The organism is bacterium (assembly GCA_024228115.1).
In the GTDB taxonomy this organism is placed as follows: domain Bacteria; phylum Myxococcota_A; class UBA9160; order UBA9160; family UBA6930.
On sequence record JAAETT010000178.1, the window covers coordinates 1 to 13,867 of the forward strand.

Annotated in this window: 7 protein-coding genes; 2 read left to right on the plus strand and 5 right to left on the minus strand. The window is 68.2% G+C overall.

Annotation, left to right across the window (positions count from 1 at the left end; genetic code table 11):
- Window positions 1-2,248, plus strand: a 2,248-nt coding sequence (locus GY937_09170; GenBank protein ID MCP5056880.1) for a tandem-95 repeat protein, incomplete at its 5' end; no start/stop codon positions are given.
- Window positions 2,249-2,273: 25 nt separating this feature from the next.
- Here the strand turns inward: GY937_09170 and GY937_09175 are convergent.
- The 5 genes from GY937_09175 to GY937_09195 are packed head-to-tail and all read right to left on the minus strand — an operon-like array spanning window position 2,274 to window position 9,949.
- A complete protein-coding gene (locus tag GY937_09175) occupies window positions 2,274-3,068 on the minus strand; it encodes a response regulator (protein MCP5056881.1) in 795 nt (264 codons plus the stop codon).
- Window positions 3,065-4,078, minus strand: a complete 1,014-nt coding sequence (locus GY937_09180; protein MCP5056882.1) for an efflux RND transporter periplasmic adaptor subunit — start codon at window positions 4,076-4,078, stop codon at window positions 3,065-3,067. Before GY937_09180 ends, GY937_09175 begins: the two co-directional genes overlap by 4 nt.
- A complete protein-coding gene (locus GY937_09185; GenBank protein ID MCP5056883.1) occupies window positions 4,078-6,039 on the minus strand; it encodes a prepilin peptidase in 1,962 nt (653 codons plus the stop codon). Before GY937_09185 ends, GY937_09180 begins: the two co-directional genes overlap by 1 nt.
- 16 nt (window positions 6,040-6,055) lie before the next feature.
- Entirely contained in the window at window positions 6,056-8,191 is a 2,136-nt protein-coding gene (locus tag GY937_09190) for a PqqD family peptide modification chaperone (protein MCP5056884.1), read from the minus strand.
- A gap of 9 nt (window positions 8,192-8,200) precedes the next feature.
- Window positions 8,201-9,949 (minus strand): HlyD family efflux transporter periplasmic adaptor subunit, encoded by a 1,749-nt coding sequence (locus tag GY937_09195; GenBank protein MCP5056885.1) that lies wholly within the window; start codon window positions 9,947-9,949, stop codon window positions 8,201-8,203.
- Between the two features lie 189 nt (window positions 9,950-10,138).
- Between GY937_09195 and GY937_09200 the strand changes: the two genes are divergently transcribed.
- The coding region (locus tag GY937_09200; GenBank protein ID MCP5056886.1) for a DUF4347 domain-containing protein at window positions 10,139-13,867 on the plus strand (3,729 nt) is incomplete at its 3' end.

Genomic DNA, 13,867 nt, shown 5'->3' on the forward strand with positions numbered 1-13,867 from the left:
CCCGACCGCTGCAAACGACTCCGCCTCGGTCAACGAGGGCGCCTCCGTCGTCATCAATCTCTCGGGCAACGACACGGACCCGGACAACGCCCTCGACCTCTCCTCGATCGTCATCACGAGTGCCCCGGCCAACGGCACCCTGGTCGACAATGGTGATGGCACACTGACCTACACCCACGACGGCTCCGAGACCGTCGGAGACTCCTTCTCGTACACCATCGACGATGTCTCCGGTGCTACCAGCAACGTCGCCAGCGTCACCGTCACGGTGAACCCGCAGAACGACGCGCCCACCGCCGCGAACGACTCCGCCTCCGTCAACGAGGGCGCGTCCGTCGTCATCAACCTCTCCGGCAACGACACCGATCCCGACAACGCCCTGGATCTCTCCTCGATCGTCATCACGAGTGCCCCGGCCAACGGCACCCTGGTCGACAACGGCGATGGCACCCTTACCTACACCCACGATGGATCCGAGACTGTCGGGGACTCCTTCTCCTACACCATCGACGACGCGTCCGGCGCCACCAGTAATGTCGCCAGCGTCACCGTCACAGTGAATCCCCAGAACGATGCGCCCACCGCCGCGAACGACTCCGCCTCGGTCAACGAGGGTGCCAGCGTCACCATCAACCTCACCGGCAATGACACGGACCCGGACAACGCACTCGACCTCTCTTCGATCGTTATCACCAGCGGCCCCGCCAACGGAACCTTGGTCGACAACGGTGATGGCACCCTCACCTACTCCCACGATGGCTCCGAGACCGTCGGCGACTCCTTCTCCTACACCATCGACGACACCTCGGGCGCCACCAGCAACGTCGCCAGCGTCACCCTCACCGTGAACCCGGTGAATGACGCCCCCCTGATCAACGACCAGGTCATGAGCGTTGACGAGAACTCGGCGGTGGGAACGAACTTGGGCACGGTGGCTGCTACAGATCCGGACCTCGGCGACTCCCTGGCCTATGCGGTCACCGGCGGCAACCTGGGGGGCGCTTTCGCCATCGATCCGGCCACGGGCGAACTCTTCGTGGCCGACTCCGCTCCCCTCGATTTCGAGACGAATCCGAGCATCGCCCTGACGGTCGAGGTCGAGGACCTGTCCGGCGAGCGGCGCTCGGCGATCGTCACGGTGAATGTCCTGAACGTGAATGAGGCCGTGACCGTCTCCGGTCCGGCGGGCCTGAGCATGGACTTGAGCGAGAGCCTGGTGTTCTCGTCGGTCAAGGGCACGGCAATCGCGATTGGTGACCCGGATGGGCCGGCGACGCCGCTGGAAGTAACGCTCAGCGCCGGGGGTGGAACGCTCAGCCTGGCAGCTACGGGAGGCCTCACGATGCTGGTCGGCGACGGCCTGAACGATGCCGCGATGACCTTCCGCGGCTCGGTCGCAGACGTCACGACGGCTCTCGACGGCATGAGCTTCGACCCGAGCGGCACGGGAACGGCGACGATCGGCGTCTCGGTCGCCGACCTGGCCGCCGGCGGCACGAGTGCGAGCACCAGCCTCGGCGTCACGGTCGGCGCAGCCCCTACGCCGATGCCCGTCGAGCCGCCCGCGAGCCCGACGTCGACCCCGACGCCCAGCTCGCTGCCGCCCACCCCGACCGAAAACCCCCCGGCGCCGACCAACCCGGGTGCCCTCCCGACCCCGACGCCCGCCAGCCCCGCCCCGATCGCCGAGCAGGTCACGCCCGTTTTGGCGGTGCCCCCCGCGCCGCTAGAGGTCGAAGCCTGGGAGCCACGTTGGGACCAGACTGAGTTCACCGCAGGAGACTTCGCCCACGCGCTGCTGGTCGGCGATACGCAGCAGCAGCCCGAACCTGTCGACCGCGAGGCACGCCCCCAGGTGGACTTGCTGCGCGCGTCGTTCGTCCACACCGACTTCTTCCAATCCCTCGACCAGATGCGTCGCGACGTCCTCAGCGATGCCGAGGAGACAGGTAGCGCGGACCGGGATTGGCTCGTGCTCGCGATCGAGGGGATTGCCATGGCAGCGACCACGGGCCTGCTCGCCGGGGTGCTGCGCGCCAGCTCGCTGCTGGCGATGGCCATCTCCACGGTGCCGTTGTGGAGACGCGCAGACCCGCTGATGATCCTGTCCCTGTCGAACGAGGAGCGACGGGATCTCGAGGCCACGCTCCGCCGCGCCGCAACCAACGAGCAGGATCTGAATGCGGTGTTGGATGGACAGGCCGCGAGCCAAGAGGCAAAGGGCGAGGAAGCGGCAGAAGACGACTAGGGCTGGCGCGGAATTCCGGGGCCTCTTACGACCCGAACTCGGCCGCTGCGAGTGCCTCCCGGACATCCTCGAACTCGGCGAGAATCCGGGTGGCCACGTCGCCGGCCGTGGAAAGATCCCCGGCTCGCGCCGCCGCCTCGAGCTCTTTCGCGAGACGCGAGAGCCAGAAGGCACCCACCTGCGCAGAGCTCGATTTCAAAGAGTGGCCCGCCGCGGATAGGGCTGCGGCGTCGCTGGCCTCGGCGGCGTCGGAGATCTCACGGCAGATACGCTGGGTCGAATCGACGAAGGTCGCGGCCAGGCGCGGGCCGAACTGGCCTTTGCCTGGGCCGCCCGGTGCGTCGAGAGCTCGGAGAACCCTCGCGTCGAGCGTCGGAAGGCTTGCATCCGTGGCGCGTCGTCGAGGCGATTGATTCCGGGCCTGCGTCTGCGACTGCATCCCGTCGGTCCATTTGTCCACGATCTGACGCAGCTGCTCCTTGGTGAAGGGCTTGCTCAGATAGTCGTCCATGCCCGCGTTCAGACAGTTCTTCCGGTCTTCCGCACTCGAGTTGGAGGTCAGCGCCACGACCGGGACATGTCCGTCGTGCGCGGCAGCTGCCTCGCGTTGTCGGATCTCGATGGTGGCGTCAAAGCCATCCATCACCGGCATGCTGCAGTCCATGAACACCAGATCGTACTCGGAGCCCGCCATGAACTCGAGGGCTTCGGCACCATCCGAGGCAGCGTCGATTTCGCAGCCCAGATCCTCGAGCATCGCGACGGCCACAGCTTGATTGACCGGATTGTCCTCGACCAGAAGGATGCGCACGGATGTCACCTCACCTTCCTCGCCGGGTCCGCCTCTGCGAATCGCACCGTGCAACGCAGCCCAGCGGGCAGCTCCTGGTCGGGATTCGCCAGCCGCAACTGCACGCCGAAGGTGCCGCTGGCCCCGTCGATGATGCGATCGACGATGGCCACCTCGGCCGTGCGAGCCTGGTCGTGCGGCGGCTCGGGCACGATCTCCGCTCGATTGCCGGGTTCGAGCCGGCCGAACCAGCTCGACGGAAGGATCGCCTCGACACGCAGCGGATCGACCTGGGCCACGCGCAGGACGGTCTCCTCATCGACCACCTCGCCAGGCGCCATCAGGCGCTCGACCACGATGCCCGAGACAGGACTCTTGATCGTCCGACGCCCGAGAGCGGCCTGGGCCTGAGCCAGCTGCAGCGACGCGAGCCGTTGGTCCTCCCGTGCACGCTTCAGCTCGATGCCCGAGAGCTTGGCCTCGGCCTCCACTTCCTGACGCTGATCCAGGGACAGGGCGTTGTTCTCGAAGAGTCGGTCCGCGCGCGCCTTGCGCTTCTGATCGAGATCGAGGGTCGCCTCGCTGGCCTGGATGTCGACCTGGCGCTTCGCCCGGGCAGTGGCAACCTCGACCGCGGCCACCTCGACATTCGCCTCGAGGCGCACCAGGACCTGTCCGGCCTCGACGGTGTCGCTGCGCTCCACCGGCATCTCTTCGATCACGCCCGTGACCGGACTCCCGATATCGATCACCTCGTTGGGGGCAATCATGCAGTCGAAGGCGCGATCCGCGAAGCCACCGGCGGAGAGAGGCTCCTCAGGCGCGGAGCTCGGCAGCACGGTGCTCAGCGGCCCTTCCACACTGATCGGAGACAATTCCGTAGTCGGGGCCGCGGCCTCGGACCCTCGAAAGGGAGCCTCACGCAGGCGCGCCAGGCCGGGCATCAGGAACACGCCCAGAACGACGAACGCGGCCGTTCCCCCGATGGCGCCCCAAAGGCGTCGGCGCTGCTGCTGTTTCTCGTCCTGCAAATCCGTCATCAGGTGTCCGCTTGCCCGGAGAAGGCGAGCAGATCCCCGAGAGCCCGCTCGGACTCGAGGAGACGCCGCCGCGCCAGGGCACCTCGTCTCTCTTCGGCCAGCTGGGCCAGTTTCGTGAACCCGATCACGAGCCGCGGGGGAAGAGTCCCTCGGGCCAGAGCTCGGCGAAGCCAGGCCGGGAGGTGTTTTTCCAGGAGCCGGTCCTCCAGGGAAACCAGGTGCTCGTAGCTGCCGGCGGTTCCCTGGCGGGCGCAGCGGCCGAAAAGCTGGCGGTCGATGCGCGCGGCCTCGCCCAGCTCGGTGGCGAGCACGGCCAGGCCCCCGGATTCCTCGACATCAGCGGTCAGCCGGATGTCGGTGCCCCGTCCCGCCATCTGGGTGGCCACGGTAATGCGCCCGGCCTCTCCGGCCTGGGCGATGACGCTCGCCTCGTCGGCATCCTGGCGAGCATTCAGCACCTGATGAGGAAGCTCTGCTTGCGCGAGGCGGCCACTCAGGGCTTCGGACGCAGCCACGCTCGCCGTGCCGACGAGCACCGGCCGGCCCTCGCCGTGCAGCGCCCGCACCCGCTCGAGTGTCGTGTCCCAACGCGCCTCGGCCGTGGGTAGCACGCTCGTTCCGAAGCTCCTTCGCTTCGAGGGCAGCCGCGTCGGGACCCGCACCGTCGCGAGGCCGTAGACGTTCCAGAGTTCCTGTGCCACCTCGCTCGCCGTCCCGGTCATCCCGGCCAGGCCCAGATAGCGCCGGAAGAATCGCTGATAGCTGATGCGAGCCAGCGTCTCTCGCTGCGGCGATAGCGATACGCCCTCCTTGGCCTCGATCAATGCGTGCATCCCTCCTTCGAAGGCACGGTCGGGGGAGCGGCGTCCCGTGGGCGCGTCGATGATCTCGACACGGTCGTCGCGAACCAGATAGTGGGTATCCCTCTCGTTCAGATGGAGCGCGCAGAGCGCACGGTGCACCCATTCCTCCCTGCGTCGCGCACCGTGCAACGGCCCTTCGAGTGCGTGGCCTCGCTCGTCGAGTTGCGCATGCCCGGCGGGTGTGATCTCGATCGTCCCCCGCGCCGTGTCCAGCCGGAAATCGCTGCCCACTTCCAGGGTTCCGGCCAGCCAGAGCGCGGTTCGCACCAGGCGCTCATCAGGGAGTGCGCCGCCGCTCGACAAGACGAGCGGCGTGCGGGCGTCATCGATCAGCACGCTGTCGGCTTCATCCACGACGGCGAAGCAGAGACCCCGCAGCACGGCTCCGTCGGTCGTTTCCTCCCGCGGCTGTGCAAGGCGTCGCGCCAGCCGGCGCCCGTCGGCCACGAGGAGCCGATCCTGAAGGTAGTCGAAGGCCACCTGCTTGTTCGTCACGTAGGTCACGTCGCAGGCGTAGGCGTCTCTGCGGACTGCGCGTTCCGGCTGTTCCTCGACCACCGTTCCCGTCGTGAGCCCGAGCCTCTGGTACAGGGGCGCCATCGACGCGGCATCCCGCGCGACGAGATAGTCGTTCGCGGTAATGACGTGGACCGGGATGCCTGCCAGGGCAGCCGTCGCTGCTGGAAGGGTCGCGGTGAGTGTCTTTCCCTCGCCGGTCTCGAGCTCTGCCAGACCGCGGCGCGCCATCACGAGCCCGCCGTAGAGCTGGACATCGTAGTACGGGGTGCCCAGCGTTCGGCCCGCCACCTCACGAAGAAGCGCGAAGGCCTCCGGGAGGAGCTCCTCCTTGAAACCCTCCCGGCGAAGACGTACCCGCAACGCCGCAAGCCGCTCGTCGAGCTGTACCTCGCGGAGCTCCCCAAGCCCACTCGCCGCCTGCTCGACGGAGTCTGCGAAGCCACCGACGGCCTCGCGGCTCACGCTCGCCTTGGCTCCCACGCTGCCGCGCGCCCATTGCAGCGCGCGAGAGAAGAAAGGCGGCCGCACGTCCCGGCGCTCGGGGTACGGCCCCAGGGCCACGCCGGGCCGCAGGGACATCGTCGCTCCACACGGACTAGACACCGAGCTGCCTCAGGAACAGACGCCGCAGCGAGCGGAAGGCGCGAAGGCCTACGGGCTCGGCGCCGTGGTCGAAGCGCACGTGTACGAACTCGCCCACAGCACGAAGGTGCCCGGGCGGCAGCTCGAGATCGAACTGGAACATCGGCTCCAGGGTGCGCAATCCGTCGGGATCCGCGGGGTCGACGGCCAGGGGCCCGCCCCCCGCAGTTCCCAGGGCCGCGGTCGGCAGGCGATGGCCCGCGGCCGGCACCTCGCGCACGATGCGACCTGGAAGCTCACGCGTCGGCGCGTGCGCCATGCGCACTCCGACCTCCCGGGTGCGCTCCCGGATCAACGCGACATCGTCCTGGCTCACGACGACCCGCGCCGTAGCGGATCCGAGATCGAGGACATAGCCCAGCAGGTCGCCCTGTCGGACGTAGCGCCCCACCCAGTCCCGGCCTCCTTCGAGGAGGAACATTCCCACCAAGGGGCTTCGGATCACCTCCTCTCTCGCCTGCTCCCGCAGACGGTTCAGCGCGGCTTCGGCACCGGCGAGGCGCTCGCGGGCGATCTCCGTGCGGACCCGATCCTTCTGCACGAAGGCCTGCAGCTCCTGACGAAGCTCCTGCCAGCGCGCCTCCGCGGCGCGCCGGCGAGCCTCGAGCAGCGGATCGCGAATCCGGAACAGCGGGTCTCCCGCGCGCACCGCCCGGTGCGGCTCGGCCAGCACCTCGACCACGAAGCCCTCGCCGGCGGCGCGAACGTGGGCCCTTTCGGGAAGCCAGGTCACAGCCGGGCTGTGGGTATGCAGTGGGACCGGCACGATGAAGACGGCGACCAGCGCTGCGACCAGCAGGCCGCCCCCGCCTAGCAACGCCCTGCCCCGTCGCTCACCGACGGAGGGATCGGTCAGCAGCCACGAGCCGTGGCGTACCAGCGGCACGCCCACCCGCAGCAGCAACGTGAACACTGCCAGCGCCACGCCGAGGACGAAGAACTGCCCAGCCAGGTAGAGTGCGATGCCGAGCATCACCCCGAGCTGGTAGAGCGTCGATGCGATGGCATAGCCGACCAACCAGGGCGTTTCACCGGGTGCGGTCTCCGGCAGACGTGTCTCGCGCAGGCCCAGGAGCTTCTGCTTCACGAGGGCGCCCACGAAGGCTTGACCGCGCGCAGCGAGGTTGGGGATCTCGATCGCATCCGCGAGCACGTAGTAGCCGTCGAAACGCAGCAACGGATTGCCGTTGAACAACAGGGTCGAAATGCCACCCACCAGCATCACGGCGTAGGCCACATGGCGCACGAAGCCGGGCTCCACCACCAGCCACACGAACAGCGCCAGCGACGCCAGCAGGAGCTCGACCCCGATGCCGGCCGCGCTCACCAGCATGCGTCGGTGCTTCTCGGGGAACACCGCCGAGGCCGAGGCGTCTACGTAGGGAACCGGCAGGAAGACCAGGAACATCACGCCGATCTCGTGCACGTCGCCACCCCAGCGTTTCACGGCGAAGGCATGGCCGAGCTCGTGAACGACCTTGACCAGCGGATAGGTGAACCAGAGTGCGAGCACGCTCTCGGGCTCGAACACGGAATCGCCTGCAGCAACGAGCTCCGGGAGGTGTTGGAGTGCGGCGACCGCCGCCGCCAGGATCACCCCCGCGGTCAGGAGCGCACCGGCGCGGCTGAAGATCGGCTGGACACACCAGAGCCAGCGCTCGAGAAACGCGTCCGGATCGAGGAGCGGCACGCGGAAGGAGACCGGGTTGCGCTGGCTGCGGGCTTCCTGTCGCTCTTCCTCTTGAACGCGCTCGAAGAGCGCAGCGGTATCGGGCGGGAGATCGCCGCGCAGGAAGCCTGCACCGTGGAGGACGCCGAGGAGCTGGAGGGCCTCGTCCTGGGTGGGCGCGTCGTCCCCGAATCGCTGGGCGACCGCCTCCCAGGCGGCTTGGGTCGTGCATTCCCCGTCCAACTGCTCGACCAGCGCGTGGGCTGCCGGCGCCAGGCGGTGCACATTTCCGGTCGTCGGATGACGAGCGACGTACCAGCACTGGCCGCGAACCATGTGGCGCCCGAATCGGACCTGACTGCTCAGGCGCGGCCGCAGCTCGGCGACGCGGTACCACGAAGGGCTGTGAAGAGGATCCATCGCGACCGCCTACGGAGCCAGGGACCAGGCCCTGAGCCGCAGCCAGTCGAAGAGCTCGTGGGTCCAGATCCACAGCAAGCGCCGCTGGCCGATCTCGATCTTGGCGATGCCCTGCATGCCTGGCCGCAGCTCGGCGCGGGGCGCTTCGAGCACGGCCTCCGCGCGGAAGTAGCTCCGGCCGTCCCTGGTCGTCGAGACGGGCGTGATCCGCTCCACGACGAGGGCCAGCGGCTCGCCGGGTAGCGCCTCCAGCGCGAGCCTCCCCGACTGCGCGACGTCCACGTCCGCGATGTCGCGTCCATCGACCTCGAGGATGATGCGGTAGCCGTCGAGGGGAGCGATCTCGAAGAGCACCGCCCCGAGTTCGACCGGAGACCCCAGGGACTGGCTCAGATCCCCGCTCAGGACGATGCCGTCGAAGGGGGCGGAGATCTGCGTGCGTCCCAGCTTCTCGTCGGCCAGGTCGAACTGGGCCGCCGCTTGTTCCATGCGGGCCTGCAGCAGGCTCACCTGCATGCGGTCGCCTCCCGCGAGAGCCTCGCGATACTCCGTCTCCAGCTGGGCCGTCTCGCTCGCGCGCTCTCGCCGCTCGAGCCGCAGATCGCGATCGTCGAGCCGTGCCAGGATGTCGCCAGCCGCGACCAGATCGCCCGCGCGAGCGTGCGACTCGGCCAGATAGCCATCGACGCCGGCCACCAGCGCACGTTGGACCCGCCCCTCCAGACTGGCCCGCGCAGAGACACGATAGGTGCCGGGGACGACGGCCAGGAGAAGGAGCAGCAGCGTGCCCGCGGCGAGCAGCGACTTGGCCAGGCCGTGGTCGGCACCGAAGTGACGATCCACCCAACGCCTTCCGCCGGCGCGGGCGCGCGAGAGCCAGCCGGCCTCGGCACGCTGCATCAGCTCGAGGATCGGGCCGCATAGCAACGCGGCCTCCTCCACACCTCGGCGTCTCGCCACGCCATCGGCCGCCGGCTCCGCCCACTCACAGACGAGCGCACCAACAGCGCGGTCGTGTGCGACGAGGGGAATCGTGGTCACGGCGGCAGCGCCCGAGCTCCGCATCAGCTGCTCGTTGGCACGCACATCGTGGACAGCGTCGCCCGCAGCGGGCAGTTCGATCACCGCGTCCTCCACAATCGCCTCGTCCATCGCGGCCCGCAGATCCCGGACGTCGTCGCTCTCGCCGGCGAACCTGGGGCTGCTCGAGAGCGCCGCCACGTCGACGGCATGCTGCGCCGTCAGCCCGAGAGCCACCCGATCACAGCCGAGGCCCTGGGCCAGGGAGACCACGAGCGCGTGACCGGCCTCGCGAAGGCTCCCGTGATCGAGCAACGTGCCGGCCAGCGAGAGGCGACCGGCGAGCGTCTCCTGGGCGGCGCCCGTCTCGAGGAGAAGGGCCAGGCCTCGCGCCCCGTGGCCAAGCAATCCTGCGAGCGCCTTGGCCTCCGCCGCGGGAAGGCCCCGCACCGTCACGCCGAACGCACCCGCGCACTGGCTCCCGAGCGTGATCGGGACCGCCAGGTGGGTCACCGCGTCCGACGCCGCGTTGCCTTCACCCGGAGCCTGGATGACGAGCTTCCCGCGCTCGTGGGCAGCCTCCACCGTGACCGCGAGCCGAGGCCTGGGCGGCGCATCGCTGGGCCATGCGATCGCTGACGCGCCCGGCGCCCGCTGCGACGCGCCGATCACCACGAGGCCGGCCTCGGCGCCCGAGATCATCTGACACTGCAGTTCCAGCCAGGCTTGAACCGGCAACTTCGCGATCCCCTTGCTCTCGCCCGGGCGGGCGGATCCCCTTTTTCGCTTGCCGCACAGGGACCTGATGCCCGAGTTGCGCCTCTCATGCCTTCGGCAGATCAGCGCGTTTGCTTGAATGAGGGATAAAGGACCCATTCCGTGTGACCGATGACACAGAAGCAGCCTTGGAGCCGGCGGAGGACGCGCATGAGCAAGCGACGGAGTGACCGCCCGACGCACGGATTGGGATCCGGGCGCCGCCGTTCACTCGTCGAGCGGCTCGAGCCGCGGATTCTGCTGTCGGCGGATCTTCCGCTGCTGGCGCCGCCCGGCGAGCCGGGCGCCGCACCACAGGAGCTGCAGCTCGATGGCGAGACGGCCGGCCAGACGACCGAGCTTCACGCCACCCGCCACGAACTGGTGTTCGTCGACGCGGGGGTCGAAGACCAGGCCGAGCTGCTCGCCGACCTGCGCGCCGGCAGCGGGGACGACACACGTCTTGACGTGTACGTCCTCGACGGCACGCGCGATGGCCTGACCCAGATCAACGAGGTGCTCGCCGGCTACGACGGCGATCTCGACGCCGTGCACGTCGTCTCCCACGGCACGGACGCCGGCGTCCAGCTCGGGGCCACCTGGCTCACGAGCGACTCTCTCTCCGAACGGGCCAACGACGTGCTCGGCTGGCGCGATGCGTTCTCGAAGGAAGCCGACCTGCTCTTCTATGGCTGCGACCTGGCCGGCAGCACCGAGGGACGTTCGCTGGTGGATCAGCTCGCCGTGTTGACCGGGACGGATGTGGCGGCCAGCATCGACGCCACCGGCGCGGAAGCGCTTGGCGGCGACTGGGACCTGGAGTACGCCGCGGGCTCCATCGAAACGAAGCTCGCGTTCAGCCAGGGGCTGCAGGCAAGCTTCGCCAGCGTCCTCAACGGCACCGCGATCTGGGCCGAAAAGGGTTCGTCCGTTCCCGAGACCAACGACTTCGATGGCTCTTCGTTCGGGACGGAAACAGCCACCGTCGACGTCGGTGGCGAATGGCGTGTGATCGCCGGCGCGGAAGCCCCGACCCGGGACGAAAAGATCGTCATCGGTGTCAACGCGGCCGGCAAGATCGACACGATGGTGTGGGACGGGTCCACGTGGGTCGACACGTCTCCTGCTCTTCTCGATCTCGGCACGGTCAGCGACCCCGAGAAGTGGAGCTTCGACGTCGCCTACGAATCCCAGAGCGGCGACGCGGTCTTCACGTACAACAACGGCTTTGGGATGATCGGCTACTCCGTCTGGGACGGGTCTACGTGGTCGTTCCCCGGTGCAGTTCCGCAGGCCCAGGCTGGGGAAGCCCGCCAGATGAAGCTAGCGGCCAACCCGAACTCGGACGAGATGATCCTCATCGTGAGCAACACGTTCCAAGAGGACTACGCGGCCGTCTGGAACGGTTCTTCCTGGGGGAACTCGATCGACCTGCACAATACGGGAAACCCCGTCGGCCACACGGACGTATCCGTCGCCTACGAGCAGCAGAGCGGCCACGCAATGTTGGTCTGGGGCGAGCACAACGATTCGGTGCACTACAGCTTCTGGGACGGAACGAGCTTCAGCGCCGAGCAGACGCTCGATCCTCCGGCGGGGCTCAGCGGCGATGTGGTCTGGACTTCGATCGCCTCCGACCCGACAAGCGACCGCATCGTGCTCGGGGTCGGGACCGAGAGCAAGGAGACCTGGGTTGCCGTATGGGATGGCAGTGCCTGGCAGGCACCGCAGGCGGCCGCGACCAGCTCCCCGCACAGCGACCGCCAGGCCGTCGCGGTTGCCTTCGAATCCGGAAGCGGCCAGGCGATGGCCGTCTACGCGGTGAACCTCGACGAAGTCCGATTCCAGACCTGGAGTTCGGCCGGCGGCTGGTCCGGCGAGCTGGTAGGCCCGGCTCTTCCCAACCACCCGGACTCCCTGACCCTCGACGCCGACCCGAGCTCGGATACCGTCGTGCTCTCGGTGCTCGATCAGACCAAGGGCGTCAGCTTCGTTGCCTGGGACGGCTCGGCCTGGGGCACCCCGAGCCTGCAGGAGGCCGACACGGGGACCAACCGCGGGCAGCCGTTCCTCTTCCTCTGGGATCAGGTATCGGCTCCGAGCCTCTCGGTCTCGGGGGCCGACACGGTGACAGCCGGCGACACCTACACCCTGAACCTCTCGGCGACGGACGTGGACGTCGCGACCCTCAGCTGGACCATCGACTGGGGCGACGGCACCGTCGAGACGATCGCGGGCAACCCGTCCTCGGTGAACCACGCCTACACGAACACCGGCTTCACGAACAACATCCTCGTGTCCGCCTCGGACGTGAACGGAACCTACATCGTAGGCGACCTGCTCAGCACGAGCCTCCAGACCGACAGCGTGATGCGCTTCGACGCCAACACCGGGGAGTTCCTGCAGGAGTTCGGGAAGAACGACGGGAACAACCCCGTCGACGTCCATGTGGGCCCGGATGGTCGGATCTACGTCACGGGCTTCGCGTCCAGCAACATCTACCGCTACGAGGCCGACGGATCCGGGGGAACCGAGTTCGTCACGACGGGCAGTGGTGGCCTGTCCGGCGCTTCGCGGATCGCATTCGGACCGGACGGGAACCTCTACGTGACCAGCATGAACTCCAACGAGGTCCTGCGCTACAGCGGGGTCGACGGCTCGCCTCTTGGTGCGTTCGTGAGCTCCGACCTGGATGAGCCCGACGGCATCACGTTCGGGCATGATGGCGATCTCTACGTGGCGAACCACGGAAATGGCGAGATCCTTCGCTTCGACGGCCAGACCGGGGTTCGCGATGTCTCCTTCCTGGTGACTTCGTCGGCGGGGTATATGGACATCCTGTTCGGGCCGGATGGGCACCTGTGGGTCACGAACCAAACCAGCGACGAGATCCGCCGCTACGACGGCGCCACGGGGACCGATCTCGGCGTCTTCTCCTCCATCGGTGCCTCGGACTTCGCCGGCATCGCTTTCGGCCCCGACGGTTACGTCTACATGTCGGATGCCATGACGGTGAACGACAAGATCGTCCGGTATCCGATCGGGGACGGCAGCTCACCCGAGGACTTCATCCTCAAGGGGGCCGAGGGGCTGGACCAGCCCGTCAACATCGTCTTCACGCCCGCGCAGCAGGTGCGCGTCACCAACGCCGCGCCGACCGCCAACCCGGACTCGGCGACGGTCGCCGAAGGCGCCTCGGCGGTGATCGACCTGACGGGCAACGACACGGACCCCGACAACGCGCTCGACCTCGGCTCGATCGTCGTCACGAGCGGACCGGCCAACGGCACCCTCGTCGACAACGGCGATGGCACGCTGACCTACACCCACGACGGCTCCGAAACCGTCGGCGACGCCTTCTCCTACACCATCGATGACGCCTCGGGCGCCACCAGCAACGTCGCCAGTGTCACCGTCACGGTGAATCCACAGAACGATGCCCCGACCGCCGTCAACGACGCAGCCAGCGTGAACGAAGGCGCCAGCGTCACGATCAACCTGACCGGAAACGACACGGACCCGGACAACGCGCTCGACCTCGGCTCAATCATCATCACGAGTGGGCCCGCCAACGGCACCCTCGTCGACAACGGCGACGGCACCCTCACCTACACCCACGACGGCTCCGAGACTGTCGGCGACGCCTTCTCCTACACGATCGACGATGCCTCGGGCGCCACCAGTAACGTCGCCAGCGTCACCGTTACCGTGAACCCCCAGAACGATGCACCCACCGCCGTCAACGATGTAGCCAGCATCAACGAAGGCGCCAGCGTCACGATCAACCTGACCGGAAACGACACGGACCCGGACAACGCGCTCGACCTCGGCTCAATCGTCGTCACGAGTGCTCCGGCCAACGGCACGCTCGTCGACAACGGCGATGGCACGCTGACCTAC